23 protein-coding genes and 2 riboswitches are annotated in these 24563 nt (G+C 72.3%); of the genes, 10 read left to right on the top strand and 13 right to left on the bottom strand.

Annotated elements, in window-relative coordinates; all coding sequences use genetic code 11:
* Positions 1–10 precede the first annotated feature (10 nt).
* Entirely contained in the window at positions 11–784 is a 774-nt protein-coding gene (locus Q9S71_RS11590) for an alpha/beta fold hydrolase (protein WP_311862482.1), read from the top strand.
* Here the strand turns inward: Q9S71_RS11590 and Q9S71_RS11585 are convergent, their stop codons facing one another.
* Together Q9S71_RS11585 and Q9S71_RS11580 are read right to left on the bottom strand one after the other, a co-directional pair.
* A complete protein-coding gene (locus tag Q9S71_RS11585; protein ID WP_311862480.1) occupies positions 785–1726 on the bottom strand; it encodes a helix-turn-helix domain-containing protein in 942 nt (313 codons plus the stop codon).
* Between the two features lie 30 nt (positions 1727–1756).
* Positions 1757–2095 carry a DUF7882 family protein gene (locus Q9S71_RS11580; protein ID WP_064001777.1) on the bottom strand — a complete coding sequence of 113 codons (339 nt, stop codon included), beginning with the start codon at positions 2093–2095 and terminating at the stop codon, positions 1757–1759.
* Positions 2096–2223: 128 nt separating this feature from the next.
* Here Q9S71_RS11580 and Q9S71_RS11575 point away from each other — a divergent pair, with 128 nt between their 5' ends.
* A complete protein-coding gene (locus Q9S71_RS11575) occupies positions 2224–3144 on the top strand; it encodes a helix-turn-helix domain-containing protein (RefSeq protein WP_311862478.1) in 921 nt (306 codons plus the stop codon).
* A 10-nt stretch (positions 3145–3154) separates the two neighbouring features.
* Here the strand turns inward: Q9S71_RS11575 and Q9S71_RS11570 are convergent, their stop codons facing one another.
* The gene (locus Q9S71_RS11570) at positions 3155–3325 is read right to left on the bottom strand and encodes a hypothetical protein (protein WP_311862476.1); all 171 of its coding nucleotides are present in this window, start codon (positions 3323–3325) and stop codon (positions 3155–3157) included.
* A 138-nt stretch (positions 3326–3463) separates the two neighbouring features.
* On the opposite strand from Q9S71_RS11570, the gene Q9S71_RS11565 reads away from it, so the two are divergent.
* Positions 3464–4015: a copper resistance CopC family protein gene (locus tag Q9S71_RS11565; RefSeq protein WP_311862474.1), complete on the top strand. Its 552-nt coding sequence runs from the start codon at positions 3464–3466 to the stop codon at positions 4013–4015.
* Positions 4016–4066: 51 nt separating this feature from the next.
* Here the strand turns inward: Q9S71_RS11565 and Q9S71_RS11560 are convergent, their stop codons facing one another.
* Positions 4067–4627, bottom strand: coding sequence for a type 1 glutamine amidotransferase domain-containing protein (locus Q9S71_RS11560; protein WP_064001780.1), 561 nt, complete (start codon positions 4625–4627; stop codon positions 4067–4069).
* An 86-nt stretch (positions 4628–4713) separates the two neighbouring features.
* Between Q9S71_RS11560 and Q9S71_RS11555 the strand changes: the two genes are divergently transcribed.
* A complete protein-coding gene (locus Q9S71_RS11555; RefSeq protein ID WP_197471574.1) occupies positions 4714–4851 on the top strand; it encodes a hypothetical protein in 138 nt (45 codons plus the stop codon).
* A 37-nt stretch (positions 4852–4888) separates the two neighbouring features.
* Here Q9S71_RS11555 and Q9S71_RS11550 read toward each other — a convergent pair whose 3' ends face one another.
* On the bottom strand, positions 4889–6364 hold the full coding sequence (locus Q9S71_RS11550; RefSeq protein WP_311862471.1) for an MDR family MFS transporter: 1476 nt from the start codon (positions 6362–6364) through the stop codon (positions 4889–4891).
* Positions 6365–6500: 136 nt separating this feature from the next.
* Between Q9S71_RS11550 and Q9S71_RS11545 the strand changes: the two genes are divergently transcribed.
* A complete protein-coding gene (locus Q9S71_RS11545) occupies positions 6501–8378 on the top strand; it encodes an ABC transporter ATP-binding protein (protein ID WP_422880364.1) in 1878 nt (625 codons plus the stop codon).
* A 19-nt stretch (positions 8379–8397) separates the two neighbouring features.
* On the opposite strand, the gene Q9S71_RS11540 is transcribed toward Q9S71_RS11545, so the two are convergent.
* Genes Q9S71_RS11540 through Q9S71_RS11515 form a run of 6 tightly spaced genes read right to left on the bottom strand, consistent with a single transcriptional unit; the run spans position 8398 to position 14920 of the window.
* The gene (locus tag Q9S71_RS11540) at positions 8398–9360 is read right to left on the bottom strand and encodes a glycosyltransferase family 2 protein (protein WP_311862467.1); all 963 of its coding nucleotides are present in this window, start codon (positions 9358–9360) and stop codon (positions 8398–8400) included.
* Positions 9360–10499 (bottom strand): cysteine desulfurase family protein, encoded by a 1140-nt coding sequence (locus Q9S71_RS11535; RefSeq protein WP_311862465.1) that lies wholly within the window; start codon positions 10497–10499, stop codon positions 9360–9362. Before Q9S71_RS11535 ends, Q9S71_RS11540 begins: the two co-directional genes overlap by 1 nt.
* Position 10500: 1 nt before the next feature.
* Positions 10501–11358: a carboxylating nicotinate-nucleotide diphosphorylase gene (gene nadC / locus Q9S71_RS11530; protein ID WP_311862463.1), complete on the bottom strand. Its 858-nt coding sequence runs from the start codon at positions 11356–11358 to the stop codon at positions 10501–10503.
* Positions 11358–12902: an L-aspartate oxidase gene (nadB, locus tag Q9S71_RS11525; protein WP_311862461.1), complete on the bottom strand. Its 1545-nt coding sequence runs from the start codon at positions 12900–12902 to the stop codon at positions 11358–11360. The genes nadC and nadB overlap by 1 nt, the downstream gene beginning before the upstream one ends.
* Positions 12899–14227 (bottom strand): quinolinate synthase NadA, encoded by a 1329-nt coding sequence (nadA, locus tag Q9S71_RS11520; RefSeq protein ID WP_311862459.1) that lies wholly within the window; start codon positions 14225–14227, stop codon positions 12899–12901. Before nadA ends, nadB begins: the two co-directional genes overlap by 4 nt.
* A 15-nt stretch (positions 14228–14242) precedes the next feature.
* On the bottom strand, positions 14243–14920 hold the full coding sequence (locus Q9S71_RS11515; RefSeq protein ID WP_311862458.1) for an NUDIX hydrolase: 678 nt from the start codon (positions 14918–14920) through the stop codon (positions 14243–14245).
* Between the two features lie 141 nt (positions 14921–15061).
* On the opposite strand from Q9S71_RS11515, the gene Q9S71_RS11510 reads away from it, so the two are divergent.
* The 5 genes from Q9S71_RS11510 (at position 15062) to gcvP (ending at position 22268) form a co-directional block, all read left to right on the top strand.
* A complete protein-coding gene (locus Q9S71_RS11510; protein WP_311862457.1) occupies positions 15062–16234 on the top strand; it encodes a MarP family serine protease in 1173 nt (390 codons plus the stop codon).
* A gap of 65 nt (positions 16235–16299) precedes the next feature.
* Positions 16300–16385: riboswitch (glycine riboswitch) on the top strand.
* Between the two features lies 1 nt (position 16386).
* Positions 16387–16479: riboswitch (glycine riboswitch) on the top strand.
* A gap of 74 nt (positions 16480–16553) precedes the next feature.
* Positions 16554–17918, top strand: a complete 1365-nt coding sequence (locus tag Q9S71_RS11505; protein ID WP_311862455.1) for an L-serine ammonia-lyase — start codon at positions 16554–16556, stop codon at positions 17916–17918.
* An 11-nt stretch (positions 17919–17929) separates the two neighbouring features.
* A complete protein-coding gene (gene gcvT, locus Q9S71_RS11500; protein WP_311862454.1) occupies positions 17930–19048 on the top strand; it encodes a glycine cleavage system aminomethyltransferase GcvT in 1119 nt (372 codons plus the stop codon).
* The gene (gcvH, locus tag Q9S71_RS11495; RefSeq protein WP_064001792.1) at positions 19045–19425 is read left to right on the top strand and encodes a glycine cleavage system protein GcvH; all 381 of its coding nucleotides are present in this window, start codon (positions 19045–19047) and stop codon (positions 19423–19425) included. Before gcvT ends, gcvH begins: the two co-directional genes overlap by 4 nt.
* Before the next feature lie 53 nt (positions 19426–19478).
* Complete coding sequence (gcvP, locus tag Q9S71_RS11490; protein WP_422880363.1) at positions 19479–22268, top strand: aminomethyl-transferring glycine dehydrogenase; 2790 nt, start codon at positions 19479–19481, stop codon at positions 22266–22268.
* A 52-nt stretch (positions 22269–22320) separates the two neighbouring features.
* Here the strand turns inward: gcvP and Q9S71_RS11485 are convergent, their stop codons facing one another.
* Both Q9S71_RS11485 and Q9S71_RS11480 read right to left on the bottom strand, forming a co-directional pair.
* Positions 22321–23343, bottom strand: coding sequence for a hypothetical protein (locus Q9S71_RS11485; RefSeq protein WP_311862452.1), 1023 nt, complete (start codon positions 23341–23343; stop codon positions 22321–22323).
* 228 nt (positions 23344–23571) lie between these two features.
* Positions 23572–24369, bottom strand: a complete 798-nt coding sequence (locus Q9S71_RS11480) for a CPBP family intramembrane glutamic endopeptidase (protein WP_311862451.1) — start codon at positions 24367–24369, stop codon at positions 23572–23574.
* Positions 24370–24563 lie beyond the last annotated feature (194 nt).

The following is a 24563-nucleotide window of genomic DNA, read 5'->3' as shown; positions in this document are numbered from 1 at the left end:
GACCTCTCCCATGTCACAGATCCAGCGCCAGGTGTTCGACGCCGAGGCTCGTGCCATCCCGTTCATCGACGAGGGGGAGGGTCCCGCCCTCGTCCTGATCCCCGCTCAGGGCCTCGACGTGGCCTACCTCGGCGGGCTCGCGAGCATCCTCGAGGAGGAGGGGTTCCGGATCGTCCGTATCGGTTCGCGGCGCCCCGGCCCCGCTGCGGTGTCGATGCACGACCTGGCGCAGGACGTCATCGACGTCCTCGACCACCTCGGGATCGCCGCGGCGTGGATCGGCGGTCACGCGTTCGGCGGCGCGGTCGCGCGGACGGTCGCCCTCGACCACCCCGGCCGGGTCAGCGGAGTCCTGCTCCTCGGTGTCGAGTCGACGCGTCCGCTCCAGGACGACGCCGCCCGCGCTCTCCAGACCGCCTTCGCCACGCCGGTCGAGGCCCCCGACGCGGATGCCGTCCGCACCCTCGTCGGCCCCGGGATCGACACCGCGCTGGCCTGGGACGTGTTCGCCCGCTCGCGCGACCTCGAGGTCGAGGACCTGCAGAGCGGCGCCCTCGCCTCCACCCCGGTCGCGGACTGGGCGACCCTCGCGGCATCCCTTCCGATCCTCATCATCCAGGGCGCCGACGACGCGATCACACCGCCGGCGAACGGCGACGATCTGCAGGCGACCGCGGCCGACCGCACGAGCGTCGTGCGGCTGCCCGGTGCCGGCCATCTCTTCCCCATGACCCACCCGGGGGAGACGGCCTTCCAGATCGAGGACTACCTCGGCTGGGACTGATCAGCGGGAGCGCCGCAGCGTCTCGCTGGGCTGCTCGCCGAACTCCGCGCGGTAGTGCTGCGCGAAGCGCGGCAGGTGGGCGAAGCCCCAGCGCCGGGCGACGTCGGCGACCGTCGTCTGCGGCGGTTCGGCGGCGACCAGTTCCGCCCGGACGGCGGCGAGACGTGCGCCGCGCACGTACGCGGCCGGTGTGGTGTCGAGCACGCGCGCGAAGGCGTTCTGCAGCCCCCGCACGCTGAGGCGCGCGGCCCGCGCGATGTCGCCGACGCTGAGGGGGTCGGCCAGGTGCGCGTCGATGAATGCGGTCGCCCGACCCACGGCATCCGTTCCGGCGCGGGTGTCGGGCCGGTCCGCGACCGATCGGATGTCGAACGCGTGCTGCGTCGCGGCGAAGACCGCATCGACGGCGGCCTGACGGATGAGGGGGTTGTGCAGCAGCTCGGGATCGTCGAAGACACGGGTGACGTGGTCGATCGTGAGGTCCCAGTGCCGTTGCAGTTCGGGGGAGAGAATGTGGGTCGCACCGAAGTGCAGTGCGGACTCGTCGTGACCGGTGAAGGCGCCGAGGGCGGGCAGATCCACGCTGAGGATGTCGGCCGTCACCTCGCGCGACCACGACTCGGCTCGCCCGGGCCGCAGCAGGAACGGCCGGCCCGCGTCGACCTCCTCGCCGTTGGTGACGGTGCGGAGGTCGCCCTCCCGGCGCCGGGCGATCGCGACCGCGCCGGTGATGGCGGACTCGACGTGCAGGTGGGTGTCGATGCCGAACGAGGTCAGCAGGAGGCGGTCGTCACCGACGATCCGCTGCCGGAGGGCGAGGGGGGAGCCGATGTCGCGGACGGCGATCCGGGTACTCAGCTGCGCGACGGCGCTCTGCACTCCTGCGGCGTCGCTCGCGACGATGGTCTCGTCGCGGACCTTCGGATCGACGTCAACGCCCATGCCGCATTCTCCTGCCGACCCGGCGCCGGATCACCCGATCCGCTCCGATGACCCTACCCCGGCCGCGGCGCTTCCCTGCGGCTCGGGCACGAGGTAGAGGCCGGAGGGGGAATTCGCGACGTAGCTGAGCGCGTCGAGCCAGGCGGGGTTGAGGCTCGGCTGCCGGCTTCCGAAGTATTGGAAGTTCAGGTCGGCGCCCGGGTGGAGCCAGACGACCTGTCGGCCGTCGCCGAGGCTCTGGTCGTTGCGCCACATGAACGTGAACGACTCGCCTCGGCGCAGTTTGGTCGTGATGACCACCTGCAGGTGGGCGAGCACCCGGTCCTCGAAATCGACACGGATGCGTTCGTTGTAGATGAACTTTCCCACGGTGCTCCTCCTGCGGTGGTGTATCCATTATGCGCACGGGTATCCGTTTTGCGCACATCGATCCGGCCGGCCCGGAGACCGCGGGGGGATCATAGGATGAGACCCGTGCACCGGTGTGAGGAGACCCCATGACCGTGCTCGAGGAGCACTTCCGCTCCGCGGACCTCGGCGAGGCCGAGGCCTACATCCGGCGCAGTTACGGCAACGCCCAACTCGACGCCGACGACCTCGTCTTCGAGGAATCGAGCACCGGCGACGAGCGGTTCGGTCTCCGCCGGCTGCACGTGGAGGGCGGCTACAGCGCGTCCTGCGAGCTCGAGGCCGTCATCGTCGTGCAGAGCGACGACCGCTACGAATGGGAGGTCGACGGCGTCCGAGGCACCGCCGAGGATCCCGTGCTGTTCCAGCCGGGGACACTGGACTGCCGACTCCAGGACGCCCGGGTCCGTGTCGTCGCGTTCCCCGTCGAGGTCCTGACGGACGTTGCGCGGACCGTGTACAACGACGACACCTTGACGCTGCGATTCGGCGGTACCGCCCCGTCCACTCCGGCTCTCTCCCGGGCGTGGCGCTCCGCCGCAGCGCTGGCGTTCGACACCGAGTCCCTCCTCGGCAACGACCTCGTCCGCGCGTCCGTCTTCCGCTCGCTCGCGGTCACCACCCTCGAAACGTTCGCCGCCGTCGAGGATGCCCGCGTCCGGCGCGAGACGATCGCGCAGCAGCAGGCCGCCTACCGGACGGCAGTGGCCTTCCTCGAGGACCACGCCTCGCTGCCGATCACGATCGACGACGCCGCCGCTGCGGCGGGTGTCGGCTCGGCGGCGCTGGACCGCGCGTTCCGCACCCACTCCGTTCCGGGACGCACCCCCGCAGAGCACCTGACGGCGGTCCGGCTGGATGCCGCGCACGCCGACATTCTGCGCGCCCCGCTCGACGGGACGGTGACCGTCGCCGAGATCGCCTCACGCTGGGGGTTCACCGAGACGGGGCTCACCCGTCACCACCTGCGGAGCTACGGGACGACGCCCCACGAGCTCCTCGGGCTCTGACGCGCGCGGGTCAGTCCTCGTCGGCCTCGGGTTGACCCGGTCCGGGCCCGGGGCGGGCGACCGCGTCGTCGGCGATGTCGATGCGCGTCACCCCGTCGTGCTCGCTCACCCGGACGTCGTACTCCGCACTCGGTGCGCCACGGTCCTCGGGCTTGTCGACTCCTGCGGTCTCGTCGGTCATCGCCGGTCCTCTCGTCGTGTCGTGCGTGAACGCTATCCCGCAGCCCGTCGCGTCGTGCCCGCCTTGCGCCGAACGGGGCCGGTCGCTAGCGCCGGTCGCACAGACCTCCCGCACAGCCGGACGCGGGAGAATCGAGGCATGCGCGTCCTCTCGTCCCTCCCCGCCTCCGTCCGCGCCGCCCTCGCCGGCATCGTCGTCGCTCTGGCGGCGGTCCTGACCGTCGCGAACCCCGCCGCAGCGCACGACGAGCTCGTCGGGAGCTCCCCGGCCGCCGGCGCCGACCTGGCCGAGGCGCCCGCGGAGATCACCCTCACATATTCGGCCGCCATCATGACCGAGGGGGCGACGGTCGCGGTCTTCGACGCGGCGGGGCGCGACTGGGCGCAGGGCGATCCGACCATCGACACCAACACCCTCACGATGGCGCTCGACGGGGAGCTGCCGGCCGCCGGCTACGTCGTCGAGTGGCGCGTCGTCTCCAGCGACGGGCACCCCATCAGCGGGACCATCCCGTTCACGGTCGGCGGCGGCGCTCCCATCACCTCCGACGACGTCGCCGGTGAGGCCCTCCCGGGCGACGACGGTGCGCTGCTTCCGGTCGTCGTGGGCTCGGTGATCGCGGTCGCCGTGATCGCCGTCGTCGTCGGCATCGTCCTTTCCCGTCGCCGGACCCGGTCGGACGAGAGCTGAGACGACGGATGCCGCACCCCGCGCGCCTGCGGGGGTGCGGCATCCGGTGGGTCAGACGGTCTGCGCCGCGTGACGTCCTTCGGCGATCTCCTCGACGAGCTTGGCGTCGAACGCCGGCAGGTCGTCGGGGGTGCGGCTCGACACGAGGCCGGCGTCGACGACCACCTCCTCGTCCTGCCACGTCGCCCCGGCATTGACGAGGTCGGTGCGCAGGCTCGGGTAGCTCGTCAGGGTGCGCCCGCCCAGGACGTCGGCCTCCACGAGCAGCCAGGCCGCGTGGCAGATCGCGCCGACCGGCTTGTGCTGCGCGAAGAAGTCGCGCGCGAGGCGGACGGCGGCCTTGTCCAGGCGCAGGTCGTCCGCGTTCACGACACCGCCCGGGAGGACGAGGGCGTCGAAGTCCGCGGCCTCCGCCTCCTCGGTCGTCACATCGACCCGCTGCTCGTGCCCGTTCTTGCCGGTGATGCTGCCGGCGTCGGGGGAGACGAGCACGGCGGTGGCGCCGGCATCCGTCACCGCCTGCCAGGGCGAGGTCAGTTCGCTGTCTTCGAATCCGTCGGTCGCGACGAACGCGACACGCTTTCCGCTGAGGGTTCCGTCGGTGCTGCTCATGGCCCGCACGTTACGCCGCGGCCCGCGCCGGTGGCGGGCCCTTGACGGCGGCCCTGCCCGCGTTTGTGCGGCGTAGGCTGATCGACATGGCGACTTCGAACCTGCCGACCCCGAACCTGCAGCCCGTCCCCACGACGACCGATGCCGCGGACGAGAAGCCGTCGCTCCAGATCCTCGATCAGGGCGCCGGGTGCTGCGGCGGCGGCAGCTGCAGCATCGACTGACGGCTCCCCGCCCGGCGGCGTCAAGGCGCGGCGGGGATCAGTGCGCCGCGGCCGGGAGATCGACCTCGCCCTCGGCGGGCTTGCGGACGAACAAGGCGAGGGCGACCGCCGCCGTGGCGACGATCGCACCGACGAGGAACGCGGCGTGGATGCCGTCGGCCTTGGCGATGACCTCGTCGCTGCCGTCGGCGATGGCGCCGGCCGTGACCACGGTCATGATCGCGACGAACACGGCGGTGCCGGCGGCGCCGGCGACCTGCTGCAGCGTGCCCACCGTCGCCGAACCGTACGGGTAGAACCGGCGGGGGAGCGAGCCGAGCGCGGACGTCATGAGCGGGGTGAACGTGAGTCCCAGCCCCAGACTCAGCGTGAGGTGCACCGCGATGACGAAGGCGACACCGGTGTCCGGACCGAAGAAGGTCATGCCCCACAGGGCCGCGGCGGCCAGCAGCATCCCCGGGATCACGAGGGGGGTCGGTCCGAAGCGGTCGAACGCGTTGCCGACGAACGGCGCCATCGCGCCCATGAGGATGCCGCCGGGGAGCAGCACGAGCCCCACCCCGAGCACGTCCAGGCCGAGGACCTGCTGGAGGTAGATGGGGAGCAGGATGATCGACCCGAACAGCGCCATGAACACGATGACGACGAGCACGATCGCGAGCGAGAAGGCCGGCGTCTGGAACGTCCGGAGGTCGAGAAGGGCGCTGTCGGTCTTCTGCAGGTGGAGCTGGCGCAGGACGAACAGGACGAGGGATGCGGCGCCGACGGCGAGCGGGATCCAGACGGGCACAGGGGTGTGACCGGATGCCGATTCGCCGATCGCGCTGAAGCCGTAGATCAGCCCGCCGAAGCCGAAGGCCGACAGGGGGACCGAGAGCAGATCGAAGCGCGCATCGGGTCGCGTCGTGGTGACGTTCTTGACCCACACCGCTCCGAGCGCCAGGGCGAGGAGGGCGATCGGCAGCATGACCCAGAAGATCGCGTGCCAGGTCAGCGTCGACAGGATCACGCCGGAGACGGTCGGGCCGATCGCCGGCGCGACCGCGATGACGACGGAGATGAGGCCCATCATCCGTCCGCGGTGCGACGGGGGAACGATGTTGAGGACCGTCGTGAACAGGAGCGGCAGCATGATCGCGGTGCCGCTGGCCTGCACGATGCGGCCCACGAGGAGGAAGCCGAAGCCGGGAGCGAGGGCGGCGATAAGCGTGCCGGCGGCGAACAGGCTCATCGCGGCCAAGAAGACGGAGCGCAGCGGGAAGCGCTCGAGCAGGAAGCCGGTCAACGGGATGACGACAGCCATCGTCAGCAGGAAGCCGGTGGTCAGCCACTGACCCGAGGCGACGGTGATGTCCAGGTCCGCGACGATGTCGGTCAGTGCGACCGACATGGTCGTCTCGTTCAGGATGACGACGAATGCGGCGACGACGAGCAGCGCGATGACCGGACCGGTTCTGGCGGGTCGCGAATCGGTCGGGACGACGGGAGTGGAAGCGGTGTCCGAAAGGGGCACGGGGATCCTTCGAGTGGGCGGGATGCGGCGGAGGTGCCGGGCCCGGGCGAGCCGTTCAGCTTAACGGATGCTGTGAGCCAGGCATTCCCGCGCCGGCGCCGCGACCCCGGCGCGGGGTTATGGTGACGGGATGAGCATGGGCGGACCCGGAGGCGGGCGGGGCGGGTTCCGCGCGGTCGACGAGGAGGCCCAGCGCCGCCGCAACGCGTCGGCTCCCGAGGTCCCCGACCTCGGCCGCCGCGTCGCCGCGCTGTTCCGGCCGTACCGCCGCCGGCTCGCGGTGACGGCCGTCCTCGTCGTCGCGGGTGCGGCGGTCGGCGTCATCCCGCCCCTACTCGTGCAGCGGATCTTCGACGACGCGCTCTTCCCCGTCGACGGTTCGTCGCCGCGGCTCGGCCTGCTCGGTGTCCTCGTCCTCTCGATGATCGCGCTGTTCGTGCTCGGCGCGGGGCTCGGCATCGCGCAGACCTGGCTCACCTCGACCGTCGGCAACCGCGTCACGGGGGATCTGCGGGTGCGGATGTTCGAGCACCTGCAAGCCATGGACCTCGGCTTCTTCACCCGCACGAAGACGGGCGTCATCCAGTCCCGTCTGCAGAACGACGTCGGCGGCGTCTCGGGCGTGCTCACCAACACGGTGACGAGCATCCTCGGCAACACCGTCACGGTGATCTCGGCGCTCGTCGCGATGGTGCTGATCGACGTGCGGTTGACCCTCATCGCCGTCGTGATGATGCCGATCCTCGTGCTCGTCCAGCGCCGGGTGGGCCAGGTGCGGGCGCGCATCGCGGGGCAGACGCAGGAGTCCCTCTCCGAGCTCAGCGCGATCACGCAGGAGACCCTGAGCGTCTCCGGCATCCTGCTGTCGAAGTCGTTCAACCGCCAGCGCGCAGAGTCCGAGCGGTACGCCGCCGAGAACCGCACGCAGATCGGCCTGCAGGTGCGGCAGGCGATGAGCGGTCAGGGCTTCTTCGCCGTCGTGCAGATCATCATGTCCTCGGTGCCCGCCGTCATCTACCTCGTCGCGGGCCTCTTCATCTCGGGCGACGGCCCCGCCATCACGGCCGGTGCGGTCGTGGCCTTCACGACGGTGCAGGCGCGCCTGCTGATGCCGCTCATGGGCCTCATGCGCGTGGCGCTGGACGTTCAGACCTCGCGCGCCCTGTTCGCCCGCATCTTCGAGTACCTCGACCTGCGCCCCGCGATCACGGACCGCCCCGACGCGATCGACGTGACGGCGGCGCCGGGTCCGCTCGGACGGATCGAGTTCCGCGACGTGTCCTTCCGGTATCCGGATGCCGGTCCGCAGAGCCCCGCGACGCTCGACGGCGTGTCCTTCGTCGCCGAGCCGGGCCAGCACGTCGCGTTCGTGGGACCGTCGGGGGCCGGCAAGACGACGATCCTCTACCTCGCCCCGCGCCTGTACGAGCCGGCGGCGGGCACGGTGCTGTTCGCCGGTGCCGACGTCCGCACCCTCGCGCACGCCTCGATCATCGACCGGATCGGGATCGTGTCGCAGGAGACGTACCTCTTCCACGCCTCGATCCGCGACAACCTGCGCTACGCCCGGCCGGAGGCGACGGATGCCGAGATCGAGGCCGCGTGCGTCGCCGCCAACATCCATCACGTCATCGCGGGTTTCGAAGACGGGTACGACACGATCGTGGGCGAGCGCGGGTACCGGCTCTCGGGCGGCGAGAAGCAGCGGATCGCCATCGCGCGCGTGCTGCTCAAGGACCCGCCCGTGCTGCTCCTCGACGAGGCGACCTCGGCGCTCGACACGGTCTCGGAACGCGTCGTGCAGGAGGCGATCGACGAGGCGGCGCGCGGGCGCACCACCCTGTCGATCGCGCACCGGCTCTCGACCGTCGTCGCCGCGGACGTCATCCACGTCGTGAGCGGCGGGCGCATCGTCGAGTCCGGCACGCAGGCCGAGCTCCTCGCTCTCGGCGGTCTCTACGCGGAGCTCGCCGCCCAGCAGATCGCGGCGGGGCGCATCGAGGGCGCGGTCTGATCCGCACCGCGCCCACGCGTCACCAGGCGAGGGCGGCGGCGCGGAGCGCCGCGGAGTCCTCGTCGAGAGGGATGCCGTCGCGCTCGGCGCGCTCGGTGAGTCCACGGGTGAACGCGCCGAGGAGTTTCCGGTAGGCGTCGTCGGGGTGGTGTTCGGCGACCCGGACGAGGGCGGGGACGTCCATTCCGAGGATGAGGCGCACCCGCGAACGCGCGGCGGCGGTGCGTCCGGCGGCGTCGAGGACCCCGAGGCCGCCGCTCATCCCGTCGAGGTAGTCCTGCAGGACGGGGACCGCGTGACGGCGCTGCGTGATGGAGGTGCCATCGGCGCGCTCGCGCCAGTGGACGACGACGTCGGGGACCACGTCGATGCCCTGGGCCGCGCTGTAGAGCTGCTGGGCGACGACCTGGTCCTCATACGCCTTCTCTTCCGTGAACCGCAGGCCCTCGCGGCGCCACAGGTCCAGGCGGCTCACCTTCGACCACGCGACGATGTTGCCCGAGACGTCGGGGTGTTCCGCCAGGCTCGTGCCGCGTCGGGCGGGGGAGGTCGAGGCGGCGACCCACGGCTGCACGACCCCGGGGGCGTAGTGACCCGCGGCATCCGCTCGCAGTCGGACGTACGCGCCGACGGCGACCTCGCTGCCGGAGCCCTCGAGGCTCCCCACGAGGATCTCGAGCGCGCGAGGGGTCATGACGTCGTCAGCGTCGAAGAAGCCGACGAGCGGGGTGTCGACGAGCTCGAGCGCCTCGTTGCGCGATGCGCCGAGGCCGCGGGCGACCTCGTGGCGCACGAGGCGGAAGCGGGGATCCGCCGCCGCGGTGGCGGCGAAGGCCTCGGCCGTCCGGTCCCGCGAGGCGTCGTCGACGAGGATCGCGCGGAAGTCGCTGCGGGTCTGGGCGCGGAGGGAGGCGAGGGCCTCGTCCACGAAGGCGCCGACATCGCGGCCGGGCACGATGACGGTGACGGTCGGGGAGCTCATCACCGCGATCGTACCGCCGCGACGGAGGCCGCGACCGCGTCGGCGATCCGGGTCGGGTCGCCCGCGGCGTGGTGGCCGAAACTGAACCGCACGGACGTCTGCGCGACCTCGGGGGCGATCCCGAGCGCGACGAGGACTTGCGACGGTTCGTCGCTGCCCGCCGCGCAGGCCGAACCGCTCGAGGAGACCACCCCGCGGCGTTCGAGTTCGAGGAGCACGGCCTCGCCGCTCACCCCCGCGAACGTGAAGCTCGCGGTGCCGGGGAGGCGGCGTGTCGGATGCCCCGTGGGGACCGCTTCGGGGACGAGCGTCTGCACGCGGGCGACGAAGGCGTCCCGGAGGGGGCCGACCCGGGCGGACGCGGCGTCGCGCTCCCGTTCGGCGAGTTCGAGTGCGAGGGCGAATCCGACCGCGCCGGCGACGTTCTGCGTGCCGCTGCGCCGATCGCGTTCCTGACCGCCGCCGTGGAGGACGGGCTCCAGGGGGACGCGGCCCCGGACGGCGAGGACGCCGATCCCCTGCGGCGCACCGATCTTATGGCCCGCGAGCGACAGCGCGTCGGCGCCGGTCCCCGACAGCGGGAGCCATCCCGCCGCCTGCACCGCGTCGAGGTGGAGGGGGATGCGGCTGCCCGCCGTGACGGCGGCGAGGGCTGCGGCATCCTGCACCGTGCCGATCTCGTTGTTGGCGTACCCGACCGACACGAGGACCGTGTCGTCCTGCAGCGCGCCGGCGAGGACCGCGGGGTCCACTATGCCGTGGGGGTCCACCGGCAGGCGGGTCGCCCGCACGCCGTGGACGCGTTCGAGGTGGTCGACCGAGGCGAGGACGGACTCGTGCTCGATCGCGGTGGTGACGACGTGGCCGGGGCGCCCGTGACGCAGGAGGGCGGCGACGGCGACCCCCTTGATGGCGAGGTTGTTCGCCTCCGTCGCCCCGGACGTGAAGACCACGTCCCCCGGACGCATGCCGAGCACCGCGGCCACCCGCCGCCGCGCGTCCTCCAGCGCACCCGCGGCATCCTCCCCGACGGTGTGGTGGCTCGACGGATTGCCGAACCGGTCGCCCAGGAAGGGCAGCATCGCCTCGCGCACCTCGGCGCGCACCGGGCCGGAGGCGGCGTGGTCGAGGTAGAGCACGTCAGGCCTCGTCGATGCGGACGTCGAGCCCCAGGTCTAGCGCGCGCGCCGAATGGGTGAGGGCGCCGACGGAGATGACGTCCACGCCGGTCTCCGCGATCGCGCGGACCGTGTCGAGCGACACGCCGCCCGACGCCTCGACCGTCGCGCGTCCGGCGACCTGGGCGACACCGGTCCGCAGGTCGGCGAGCGAGAAGTTGTCGAGCATGATCGTGCCGATCCCGGCGGCGAGCACGGCCTCGATCTGGTCGAGGCGGTCGACCTCCACCTCGAGGTGCGTCGTGTGGGGCAGCCGCGTCTTCGCGTCGCGGAGGGCGTCGGTCACCGACATCCCGGAGCGGACCAGGACGGCGAGGTGGTTGTCCTTGGCCATGACGGCATCCGACAGCGAGTACCGGTGGTTCGCGCCGCCGCCGCTGCGGACCGCGTGGCGTTCGAACGCCCGCAGGCCCGGGGTCGTCTTGCGCGTGTCGGCGATGCGCACACCGGTGCCGGTGACCGCGTCGACGTAGCGCGCCGTGAGGGTGGCGACCCCCGACATCCGCTGGGCGAAGTTCAGTCCGATGCGCTCCGCGGTGAGCACCGCGCCGGCAGGCCCGGTGACGACCGCGAGGACGTCGCCGGGGGCGAACCGAGTCCCGTCCGCGGCGCGCACGTCGACCGCCACGCGCGCATCGGTCAGGGTGAAGGCCGCCGCGAAGACCTCGCCGCCGCTGAACACGCCGGACTCGCGCGCGACGAGCTCCGCCGTCGCGGTGGCGGATGCCGGGATGAGCGCCTCGCTCGTGAGGTCGCCCCACGGCGCATCTTCGGCGAGGGCGGCGCGTACGGTCGTCTCGATGACGGCGGGGGAGAGCATCAGGCAGCGCCTTCCAGGTCGGTGCGGGCGGTCGGGGCGGCGAGGGCGGCGAGATCGTCGGTGCGCAGATGGGACCCGACAGATCCGGTGCGTGCGGTCGCCGCGGCGACGACGAGCTGCGCGAGCTGCAGGAGGTTCGCGTCCTCGTGAGCGCGGACCGTGACCGGCGCCGGCGCCTCCGCCCGCCACGCGGCGAGCGTGCGGGCCGCGCGCGTCAGCCCCGTGCCGTCGCGGGACACCCCGGCATCCGCCCACATCAGGTCCTGCAGCGCACGCCGCGAGAACGGCGGATGCAGGATGCCGGCGGTCGCCGGCTCGACGACGGGCGATGCCGGCGCTCCCGTGGGCACGGGCCAGGGGCGCCTCGCGTCGGTCGCCGCGGCGGCCCCGGCGCGAGCGCCGAACACGGCGCCTTCGAGCAGCGAGTTCGAGGCGAGCCGGTTGGCGCCGTGCACGCCGGTGCGGGCGACCTCGCCGACCGCGTAGAGACCCGGGACGTCGGTGCGGCCGTCGAGATCGGTCACGACCCCGCCCATGAGGTAGTGCGCCGCCGGGGTGACGGGGATCGGCTCGCGGGCCCAATCGAGGCCGCGCGCGCGGACCGCGGCGTCGATCGTCGGGAAGCGCGCCGCGAGGAAGGCCGCGCGGCGGTCGGGGTCGCTGCTGTGGAGGCCGGTCGCGTCGAGGAGGACGGGCCGGCCGCCCTGGCGCGCCATCGCGGCGGCGATCGCCCGGGTGACGACGTCGCGCGGACCGAGTTCGCCGTCGGGGTGCGCCTCGAGGGCGAAGCGCCTGCCGGTCTCGTCGCGCAGGACCGCACCCTCGCCGCGGACGGCCTCCGAGACGAGGAACGCCTCGCCGACGGCGAGCACGGTCGGGTGGAACTGCACGAACTCCAGGTCGCGCACCGCGGCGCCGGCGCGCGCCGCCAGCGCGATGCCGTCCCCCGTCGCGACGATCGGGTTCGTGGAGTGTGCGAAGAGCTCGCCCGCTCCGCCCGTGGCGAGGATCACGGCATCCGCCTCGATCCGCTCGCCGCCATGGAGTTCCACCCCCGCGACCCGACCGGTCTCGCGCACGAGCTCCGCAACGAACGCGTGCTCGCGGACGCTCACCCGGCTCGCACGCACTCGGGCGACCAGAACGCGCTCGATCTCGGCGCCGGTCGCGTCGCCGCCCGCGTGCAGGATGCGGGGGAAGGAGTGCGCGCCCTCGAGCCCGCCCCGCAGGGTTCCCGACTCGTCGCGATCGAAGTCGACACCGGCGGCGATCAGTTCGCGGATGCGGTCGGGACCCTCCTCGACCAGGACGGCGACGGCGCCCGGATCGGCGAGGCCGGCTCCCGCGACGAGGGTGTCCCGCACGTGGTCGGCGGTGCGGTCGGCGGGGGAGAGCGCGCCGGCGATGCCGCCCTGCGCGTAGCGGGTGTTCGCCTCGGTCAGTGCCGCCTTCGTCACGAGGGTGACCCGGCAGCCGGCGGCCTCGGCGTGCAGGGCCGCGGTGAGGCCCGCTATCCCCGAACCGACGACGACGACCGTGGTCACGGCTTCGCCGCCAGCATCCGCTCGAGGGCGATCCGCGCAGGAACCGCGACGTCCGACGGGACCTGGATGCGGTTGCGCACCTCGCCGGCCACGAGGCCCTCGAGCACCCACGCGAGGTATCCCGGGTGGATGCGGTACATCGTCGAGCACGGGCAGACGACGGGGTCGAGGCAGAAGATCTCGTGCTGCGGGAACTGGGCAGCGAGGCGCTGGACGAGGTTGATCTCCGTGCCGATCGCGAACGTCGTCGGTTCGGTCGCGGCGGCGATGGCCTTGCGGATGTAGTCCGTGGACCCCGCCTCGTCGGCGGCGTCGACGACGTCCATCGGGCACTCGGGGTGGACGATCACGCGGACGCCGGGGTGCTCCGCGCGCGCCTGGGCGATCTGGTCGACGGTGAAACGGCGGTGCACCGAGCAGAACCCGTGCCAGAGGATGACCCGGGCGTCCTCGAGGTCGGCCTCGGTTGAGCCGCCGAGGGGCTTGCGCGGATTCCACATCGGCATCCGCTCGAGCGGGACCCCCATCGCCTTCGCGGTGTTGCGCCCCAGATGCTGGTCGGGGAAGAAGAGGACCCGCCGGCCGCGGGCGAACGCCCACTCCAGCACCGTGCGGGCGTTCGAGGACGTGCAGACGATGCCGCCGTGACGACCGACGAAGCCCTTGATCGCCGCAGAGGAGTTCATATAGGTCACCGGGATGACGGGGAGCAGCCCCTCGACATCCGGGGTGTCCATGTCGCCGTAGACGTCGGCGAGCTGCTCCCAGCACTCCTCGACCTGGTCGATGTCGGCCATGTCGGCCATCGAGCAGCCCGCGGCCAGGTTCGGGAGGATGACGGACTGCTCGGGACGGGAGAGGAGGTCGGCGGTCTCGGCCATGAAGTGGACGCCGCAGAAGACGATCGCCTCCGCCTCGGGGTGTTCGAGCGCCGCGTTGGCCAGCTGGAAGGAGTCGCCGACGTAGTCCGCGTGGGTGACGACCTCTTCGCGCTGGTAGAAGTGCCCGAGCACCACGACGCGGTCGCCGAGCGTCGCCTTGGCGGCGACGATCCGTGCGGCGAGCTCCTCCTCGCCGGCCTCGCGGTACTCGGCGGGGAGCTCGCCCTGGCGAGGAGCCCCGGTCGGGATGACGTCGCCCATGGACGAGCCGGGCCCGTACCCGGGGCGGGTGTCGAAGGTCCACGGCCCCGCGGCGAGGTCGGTGGTGCAGGTCTCGGTCGTCAGCTCACCGGCGACGATCGCCTGGATCTCGTGGTCGACGCTGGGGTCCACGGGGCTGGGATCCACGGGGCGGGGCTGGAGGGTGACGGGGGTGGCGCTCATGTCGGTTCGGGTCCTTCACTGCGGGAGCGGGCCGCGATCGGCCAGCTCGACGTCCTGGTTGTAGCGGTACAGCCGCGCGGGCCGGTGGCTGCCCGTGCGGAAGTCGTCGGTGGGGATGAGGGTGCCCGACCCCTCGACCTGCCGTCGGAAGTTGGCGGGGTCGAGCCGACGGCCGAGGATCGCCTCGTACACCTCGCGGAGTTCCGCGAGGGTGAAGCGGTCGGGCAGGAAGCCGTGCGCGATGCGGCTGTAGCCCACCTTGTTGCGCAGGCGCCAGAGGGCGTAGTCGACGATGTGGTTGTGGTCGAACGCGAGCGCCGGAAGGGCGGTCGCGTCGAACCACGCCACGTTGTGCTGCTCGGTCGCCCGGGCGATGTCCTCGCGCACGAGCGCCCAGTAGACGATCGACACGACACGCCCGGGGGAGCGGCCGACGTCGCCGAACGCGTAGAGCTGCTCGAGGTAGCTGGGCGCGAGACCCGTCGTCTCGGCGAGGGTGCGCGACGCGGTGGACTCGAGGTTCTCCGCGAGATCGACCCAGCCGCCCGGGAGCGCCCACTGACCCTCGTGGGGATCGCGGGTGCGGCGCACGAGGGGGAGCTCGAGGCGCGCGTCGTCGGCCTCGCGCCGCAACCGGAAGATGACGGTCGAGACGGCGACGCCGATGGGGGGAGAGGAGGTTGTTCTTGTCATGGTGACCTTAACTGCCGAGGTCGATCTTAGAGTCGATATGACCAGAACCGCAACACGAACCGATTTCCCAGCAGCGGCGGCCTACGCTGATCGGGAGGAACCGCCGGCTCTCCCGGGCGGACTCGTCAAGGGAGGCCCGTCGTGCTCGTCGTCGACATCATCGTCGTGCTCGTGCTCATCGCCGCGCTGTTCGGCGGACTCCTGCGCGGTCTCGTGGCCACCGCCGGCACGCTCGTCGGCATCGTGCTCGGCGCTGTCGTCGCCGTGTGGCTGACCCCCGTCATCGCCCCCGCCTTCACGGGCTGGGAGTATCGCAGCCTCGTGCTGGCGATCATCGCCCTCGGCATCGTGGCCCTCCTCGCCGCGCTCGGGACGGCCGTCGGCAGACGCCTGCGTCGCGGGGTCGACCGCGCACGGCTCGCCCCGATCGACCGCATCCTCGGCGGCGTCGTGAACACCGCCGCGGCCGCCGTCGTGCTGCTGCTCACGAGCGGCGCGATCGTCGGCTCCGGGATGCCGGTGGTCGCCCCCGCCGTCGCGTCCTCCCGCGTCCTGGGCGCCCTCGACGCCCTCACCCCGCCGGCGGTCGATTCCGCGCTCGCCGAGTTCCGCGGCTTCATCGTCGACGAGGGCATCCCGCGCGTCGGGGAGCTCCTGGCGCCCGAGGTGGAGCCGACGGCGCCCCCCGTCTCGCTCGACGATCCCGCGCTCGAGCGGGCCGCGGCATCCGTCGCCCGCATCAGCGGCAACGCCTACGCGTGCGGTGCGTCGCTCACCGGGTCGGGGTTCGTCGCCGCGCCCGATCTCGTCGTCACGAACGCCCACGTCGTCGCCGGTGTCGACGAGCCGCTGGTCGAACTGCCGGGACGGGATGCCGAGGAGGGCCGCATCGTCTACTTCGACCCCATCGACGACCTCGCCGTCATCAGCGTCGACGGCCTCGACGCGGCACCGCTCGAGATCGTCGACCCGGTCGCGGCGGGGACCCCCGTCGCCGTCCAGGGCTACCCGCTGGGCGGTCCCTTCACGAGCAGTGCCGCCTACGTCCTCTCGGTCGGCAGCGCCGTCGTCTCCGACATCTACGAGGACAGCTCGCAGCCGCGCGAGATCTACGCTCTCGAGGCGAACGTGCGTCCGGGCAACTCGGGCGGTCCCCTCCTCACCGAGGACGGCGAGGTGGCGGGTGTGGTCTTCGCCCGTGGCCAGGACGACGCGACCCGCGGGTACGCCATGACGACCGCCGAACTGCGCCCCGCGCTCCAGGTCTCGCCGGGCGACGCGACCGTCTCCTCCGGCGCCTGCACGACGGACTGACCGGGCCGTATCGGCGCGGCGGGCCCCGGTGATAGGCTCGCGCTCACAACCGCACACCGGACCATCGCGTCTGCTCGGGAGAAGCCCTCGTGGCTGCCGAAGGAGCAATCCCTCCCCGGAATCTCTCAGGCCCCCGTACCGAGCCGACATGGTCACTCTGAAAAGCGGCACCCTTCCGGTGCCCGCCGACGGGGCAAGCGGGCATCGCCCGCGAAATCTCTCAGGCCGATGACAGAGGGGGAGGAACTCACCCGCATCCCGCTGCGCCGTCAGGAGTTCCGTTGTTCCCCTCACCTCACCCCTCCGCCGGGTCGACACGATGTCCCTGAGCATCGGCGTCTTCGACCTGTTCACCGTGGGCATCGGGCCGTCGAGCTCGCACACGGTGGGTCCGATGCGCGCGGCCGCCGATTTCGTCTCGCGCATCGACGCGGACCGTGCCGCGCGGGTGCGGGTCGACCTGTACGGCTCCCTCGCGGCGACGGGTCGCGGCCACGGCACGCTGACCGCCGTGCTGCTGGGACTCGAAGGGCTGCAGCCGGAGGAGGTCCTCCCGGCCGAGGTCGAGGAGCGCACCGCCGCGATCGCCGAGGCGCGTCGCGTCCGGCTGGGCGGCACGGGCGACGTGCCGCTGTGCGAGGACGACATCGTCCTGCACCCGCTGACGATCCTGCCCGCGCACACGAACGGACTGCGGGTGCAGGCGTGGGACGCGGACGACGCCCTCCTCGACGAGGCCGTCTACTATTCGACCGGCGGCGGGTTCATCGTCCGCGACGGCGAGGCTGCCGGCACGGCGGATGCGGCGCCCGTGCCTTTCCCATTCGAGACGGCCGCGGAGCTCCTGGCCCACTGCGAGCGCGAGGGCCTCTCGATGGCCGAGGTCCAGCGGCGCAACGAGCGGGTCTCCCGCACCGACGACGACATCGTCTCCGGCATCCTCCACCTCGCCGACGTGATGGTGGACAGTGTCGCCTCCGGGGCGGCGCGCGAGGGGATGCTGCCGGGCGGCCTGCGCGTCCCGCGACGGGCTCCGGCCTGGCACGCGCGCCTGCGGCGCGACGACCCGACCGGCGACGATCCCGCGCTCTGGCAGGAGTGGGTGAACTTCGTGGCCCTCGCCGTCAACGAGGAGAACGCGTCGGGCGGACGGATCGTCACGGCTCCCACGAACGGCGCGGCCGGCATCATCCCCGCCGTGCTCCACTACGCGACCCACTACGCCGCGCCGGCGCGCCCCCGCGAAGGGGTGGTCGTGCCGTTCCTGTTGACGGCCGCCGCGATCGGCGTCCTCTACAAGGCGCGCGCGTCCATCTCGGGCGCCGAGGTCGGCTGCCAGGGCGAGGTCGGCTCGGCGTCGTCGATGGCGGCAGCGGGCCTGGCGGAGGTCCTCGGCGGCTCGCCGCTCCAGGTCGAGAACGCCGCCGAGATCGCGATGGAGCACAACCTCGGTCTCACGTGCGACCCGATCGGCGGTCTCGTGCAGATCCCGTGCATCGAACGCAACGCGATCGCGGCGGCCAAGGCGATCAACGCGGCCAAGATGGCGCTGTGGGGCGACGGCACCCATCGCGTGTCCCTCGACGAGGTCATCGTGACCATGCGCGAGACGGGGCGCGACATGAGCAGCAAGTACAAGGAGACGGCGCTCGGCGGCCTCGCGGTCAGCGTCGTGGAATGTTGAGCGGAGACGGCATGACCGACACCACGACCGAGCCGCGGCGTTCGCCGCTGCACGAGCTGCACGAGCGGCTCGGCGCGTCCTTCACCGACTTCGGCGGCTGGCTCATGCCCGTCCGCTACACGTCGGACCTCGCCGAGCACCACGCGGTGCGCCGTGCGGCGGGGATCTTCGACATCTCGCACATGGCCGAGTTCCGCATCGATGGACCGGATGCCGCGGCGTTCCTCGACCGCGCGCTGGCCGGCCGCCTGTCGACGATGAAGGTCGGCAAGGCGAAGTACTCCCTCGTCCTCGCCGCCGACGGCGGCATCGTCGACGACGTCATCGTGTACCGGATCGCCGACGACGAGTTCCTCGTCATCTCCAACGCCGGCAACCGCGCCGAGGTCGCGGCCGCGTTCGCCGCCGTCGAGGCGGGCGACACGCGCATCGACGACATCACCGACCGGATGTCGCTCATCGCCGTGCAGGGCCCGGCGGCCCGCGGCATCCTCGAGTCGACCGCCGGGATCGCGGACGTCGCCCCCGCCCTCGCCGACATGACCTACTACTCGTGGGCGCGGGGCTCGTTCCAGGGCCGCAGCCTCTTCGTCGCGCGCACCGGGTACACCGGTGAGGACGGCTTCGAGCTCATGGTGTCGAACGAGGTCGCCGAGGGCCTGTGGCAGGCCGTGACCGAGGCAGGCCGCGACGCGGGGCTCGTCCCCGCCGGGCTCGCCGCGCGCGACACGCTGCGCCTCGAAGCGGGGATGCCGCTCTACGGCCACGAGCTCTCGCGCGACATCGTGCCGGCACAGGCGGGGCTCGGCCGCGTCGTCGCCGCCGACAAGGAGGACTTCGTCGGCAGGGACGGCCTCGCCGCCCGCGACCTCGGCGAGGCGCCCGTCCTCGTCGGGCTCGTTGCCGACGGCCGCCGCGCCGGCCGTGCCGGCTACGCCGTGCTCGCGGGCGACGACACCGTCGGCGAGATCACCTCGGGAGCGCTCAGCCCGACCCTCGGCCATCCCGTCGCGATGGCCCTCGTCCACCCCTCGGCATCCGCTGAGGGCACCGCCCTGACCATCGACGTCCGGGGGACCCGCATCCCCGCGACCGTCACCGCCCTGCCCTTCTACCGGAGACAGAAATGACCGACCTGACCGCCCTGTCCTACACCGCCGAGCACGAGTGGATCGCCTTCGACGGCGACGTCGCGACCGTCGGAATCACCGACTACGCCGCCGAGAAGCTCGGTGACGTCGTCTTCGTCGAGCTGCCCGCCGTCGGCACGACCGTCACCGCGGGCGAGACTTGCGGCGAGATCGAGTCGACGAAGTCGGTCGGCGAGCTCTACGCCCCGCTGACCGGCGAGGTCGTCGAGATCAACGACGCCGTTGTGGACGACCCGTCCTCCGTCAACGCCGGCGCGTTCGACGCGTGGCTCGTCAAGATCCGCGTGGACGGCGCGCCCACGGGCGACCTCCTCGACCGCGACGCCTACGTCGCGCTGACGGGCGGCGAGGCGTGAGCTCGGTCTTCCGCGATCGCCACATCGGCACCGACTCGGCCGCGCAGGCAGAGATGCTCCGCGTCCTCGGGCGTCCGTCCGTCGACGATCTCATGGGCACCGCCGTCCCCGATGCGATCCAGGTCGCCGAGCGCGAGAGCATCATCCCGCCCGCCGCGACCGAGGCCGAGGCCCTCGCCGAGCTCCGCGACCTCGCGTCGCAGAACCGCTCGGCGCGAGCGATGATCGGCCTCGGCTACTACGACACGCTGACGCCGTCCGTCATCCAGCGGAACGTCCTGGAGAACCCGTCCTGGTACACGGCGTACACCCCCTACCAGCCCGAGATCTCGCAGGGCCGGCTCGAGGCGCTCATCAACTTCCAGACGATGGTGACCGACCTCACCGGGCTCGCGACGGCGAACGCTTCGATGCTCGACGAGTCGACCGCGGTCGTCGAGGGGATGCTGGTGGCCCGCCGGGCCTCGAAGTCCGCATCGAACGTGTTCCTCGTCGACGCGGACGCCCTGCCGCAGACCAAGGCGCTGCTGCACCACCGCGCAGCCGCCGTCGGCGTCGAGATCGTCGAGACCGATTTCGCGGAGATCCCCGAGGCCTTCGGTGCGTTCGTCCAGTACCCGGGCGCGACCGGGCGGGTCTGGGACCCGTCCGAGGTCGTCGCGGCCGTGCAGGCGCACAAGGGTCTCGTCGTCGTCGCGGCCGACCTGCTCGCCCTGACGCTGCTGCGTTCGCCCGGCTCGATGGGCGCCGACGTCGCCGTCGGCACGACGCAGCGCTTCGGCGTGCCGATGGGCTTCGGCGGCCCGCACGCAGGCTACATGGCGGTGCGCGCGGGGCTCGAGCGTCAGTTGCCCGGCCGTCTCGTCGGCGTGTCGATGGATGCGTCGGGCGCGCCGGCGTACCGACTCTCGCTGCAGACCCGCGAGCAGCACATCCGCCGCGAGAAGGCGACCTCCAACATCTGCACCGCGCAGGTGCTGCTTGCCGTCATGGCGTCGATGTACGCCGTGTACCACGGCCCCGACGGCCTGAAGTGGATCGCCGAGGAGACGACCGCCAAGGCGTCGCTGCTGCGCGACTGGCTCGTCCAGGCCGGCGCCGACGTGCTCCACGACGCTTTCTTCGACACCCTCGTGGTCCGCACGCCCGGGCGCGCCGAAGACGTCATCGCCGACGCGCGGCGCCGGGGCTACCAGCTCTGGTTCCGCGACAGCGATTCGGTCGGGGTCTCCGTCGACGAGACGACGACCGTCGCCGACCTGCAGGCCGTGGCATCCGTCTTCGGCGTCGACTCGTCGAAGGTGTTCGTGCCGCTGCGCGACCGGAACGCCCACCTGCCCGAGGCGCTGCGTCGCACGGACGACTACCTGACGCATCCCGTGTTCACGACGCACCGCTCCGAGACCGCCATGATGCGCTATCTCAAGCAGCTCGCCGACCGCGACTACGCGCTCGACCGCGGAATGATCCCGCTCGGCTCGTGCACGATGAAGCTCAACGCGGCCACCGAGATGGCGGCCGTGTCATGGCCCGAGTTCGCCCGGGTGCACCCGTTCGCCCCGGCGGACGACGTCGCCGGCTACCTCGTCATGATCGAGCAGCTCGAGGCGTGGCTGGCGGAGGTCACCGGGTACGACGCGGTCTCGCTGCAGCCGAACGCCGGCTCGCAGGGCGAACTCGCGGGCCTGCTCGCCATCCGCGGCTACCACCACTCCCGCGGCGACGTGCACCGCGACGTCTGCCTCATCCCGTCGTCCGCGCACGGCACCAATGCGGCATCCGCCGTCCTGGCCGGGATGCGGGTCGTCGTCGTCGCGTGCGACGAGGCCGGCAACGTCGACGTGGCCGATCTGCGCGCCAAGGTGGCGGCGCACGCCGACAACCTCGCGGCGCTCATGATCACCTACCCGTCGACGCACGGCGTGTACGAGCACGACGTCATGGACATCACCGGCGCGGTGCACGACGCCGGCGGTCAGGTGTACGTCGACGGCGCGAACCTCAACGCGCTGCTCGGGTTCGCCCGGTTCGGCGACCTCGGCGGCGACGTGTCGCACCTGAACCTGCACAAGACGTTCGCCATCCCGCACGGCGGCGGCGGGCCCGGCGTCGGTCCGGTGGCGGCGAAGGCGCACCTCGCGCCCTTCCTGCCCTCGCACCCGATGGCGCAGCGCGCCGAGCACGCCGGCGGGCACGTCTTCGACGGCGGTCCGGTGTCGGCGGCGCCCTACGGCTCGGCATCCATCCTGCCGATCTCGTGGGCGTACGTGCGCATGATGGGCGCCGAGGGGCTCCGGCAGGCGACCGCCGCGGCGGTGCTGGCGGCGAACTACGTCGCGCGGCGGCTGGAGGGGCACTACCCGGTGTTGTACGCGGGGGAGGGCGGACTCGTCGCGCACGAGTGCATCCTCGACCTCCGCCCGCTCAAGGAGGCCACCGGCATCACGGTCGACGACGTCGCGAAGCGGCTCATCGATTACGGCTTCCACGCGCCGACGATGTCGTTCCCGGTGGCGGGGACGCTCATGGTCGAGCCGACCGAGTCCGAGGACCTCGCCGAGCTCGACCGGTTCGTCGAGGCCATGATCGCGATCCGGGCCGAAGCGGATGCGGTGGCCGCGGGGGAGTGGCCGGCGAACGACAACCCGCTGGTGAACGCGCCGCACTCCGCGGCATCCGTCGTCACTAGCGAGTGGGCGCACCCCTACCCGCGTGAGACCGCCGTGTACCCCGTGCCCGGCATCGTGCGCACCAAGTACTGGCCGCCCGTCCGCCGCATCGACAACGCCTACGGCGACCGCAACCTCGTCTGCGCCTGCCCGCCGATCGAGGCCTTCGCCTGACCCCCGCGCCCCATTTTCCGCGAGACTGCACACGGCCGTCGAGACAGCGGGTTCAGACCCCGGTCTCGGCGCGCGTATGCAGTCTCGCGGTGGGGTGGCGAGAGTCTAGGGCGGTCCGGGCGGTCGCGAGGCGGTACGGGGCGGGAAGCGCGACGCGCGGGACGCCCGCGCCGCGCAGGATGCCGTCCAGCGCATCGGGGTCGGCGACATCGGACCATCCCCAGTGCACGACCGATCGGATGCCTCGAGACCGAAGGCGGTGGTCCCGCTCGCGGCGCGCGCGCAACAACGATCCGGGGTCGCCGAATCGGCCGTCGTACTTGAGGTCGCCGTCCGCCTCGCCGGCGACTCCCGCTCCCGGCCACCAGAAGTCGGTGCGGTCGGTCGCGCCCTGCCCGGTCCACTCGGTCTGCAGCTCGGGTTGCTCGTAGCCGAGCAGCTCGATGATCGCCCGGCTCGCGGACTCGAGCGTCGACTCCGCCTCCGCCCGGGCACGATGCAGGGGCCACCGGGCGATGCGTCGCCCCCGCGAGCTCGGTCGATGCTCGTTCTGTTCGACGAGCGACTCGACGGATGCCGCCGGGTCCAGCCGCAGCGCGGCGTCCGCCGCGATGAGCCCCGCCACCACGTGCCGAGCCCGCGCGAGGTCGGCGGCGCAGTCCGCGGGTGCGACCGCGGCGAACCCGCCCAGGTCGACGACGTCCCGCGCTCCCGTCGTCGTGTGCATCCGGAGGCCGGCGTGCAGGCGCGAGGTGCGGGTCGGGTCGCCGAGAGCGTGGACCACGCCGGGGTCGCCGAGCACCGGCATCCCCCAGATCGCCGCGGCCGACTCGTGGCTCAGCACCAGCCCCGGGTGCGTGAGGAGTGTCGCGTGAATGCGCGCGAGGTACCTGTCCCATGGAGCGAGCCTCCGCCACAACCCCGCCGGCGCGTACACCCCGCGCACGACCGACACGAGCTCACCGCGAGCCGCGACGCGCGCGGCGTGCGGAACGTCCCGCGCCCGCAGGAGCGGCACGGGGCAGGCGACGGGCGCGGGACGGACAAAGGGCAGGGGGCGGGCGATCGCGGGCATACCCCCGATGCTCCAGACCCGCCCCCGGCACCGACCCGCTCGCGCTCCGCCCCGTGGACACCCCGCCCCCAGCGCCCGCGGTGGAGGAACCGCCCCGCCTCACCGATCCCCCCCGAGACTGCACCCGACGCGCGAGACGGCGGCGCCACGCCGCCGTCTCGGCCCGCCCGTGCAGTCTCGCGGGAAAAAGACCCAGGCCCGGGATGCCGCGCCGCACCGCCCCGCGACTCAGCCGCCGGGCGGGCCGAACACCCCGGGCCACCACGCGGCGGCGAGCGGGTACCCGACGAAGGCGATGATGTCGATGAGCACGTGCGCGACGACGAGCGGCATGACGCGGCCCCAGCGGGAGTACACCCAGCCGAACACGACGCCCATGGCCATGTTGCCGATCAGGGGACCGAAGCCCTGGTATGCGTGGTACGAGCCGCGCAGCACCGCGGTGGACAGGATGATCGTCCAGGTGTTCCAGCCGAGCAGGCGCAGGCGGTCGAACAGGTAGCCGACCATGATGACCTCCTCGAGCAGCCCCGCCCGGACGGCGGCGAGCAGCAGCAGCGGCACGGTCCACCAGGACGAGTCCAGCGGCGAGGCATCCACCTGCACGGTGATCCCGAGTTCGCGCCCGACGGCGTAGAGCACGAGGCCCGGGACGCCGATCACGAGCACGAGCAGCACGCCGCCGACGAGGCCCCGGCCGAACCTCTCGAACGTCAGGCCGATCTTCGCGAAGCCCGACCGGGCGGGCTCCCAGAGCAGGTAGATCGCGAGCGCGACCGGGGCGAAACCGAACAGCGCCGACAGGAACTGCGAGATGACATCCCAGACCTCCGACGGCGCGGCGCCCGGGTTGAGCGAGGTCTGCTGGTCGCCGAGCGGCGCACGGGTCAGCGCCTCGATCAGCGAGAGCACGGAGTACACCGCGGAGCGCCCCAGCGAGAGTGAGAGGACGATGGCGATCTCCCACCACAGGCGTGCCCGCCGCCGCGACGAGGAATCCGTGGGGAGATCCGTGAACGCTGCCATCCGGTCAGAATGGCACGAGTTCGTATGAGTGGGATGCCGGTGGGCCCACCGATCAGACTGCTTCATCGACGGCTTCTCAAGTAAAGGCTGTGTAACGGTCTTGTGAGAGATTTGTCGCATTGCGCTCAAGCTGCTTAGTGTGCTTCTCATCACGCCTGGGTCGCGAAGCCTCGACCCGGGCTTTCATTAGGTCT

The organism is Microbacterium gawkjiense, from assembly GCF_031932225.1.
Taxonomy (GTDB): Bacteria; Actinomycetota; Actinomycetes; order Actinomycetales; family Microbacteriaceae; genus Microbacterium; species Microbacterium gawkjiense.
Note: the sequence above shows the minus strand (reverse complement) of the source record. Positions and strands in the feature narration are given on the sequence as shown.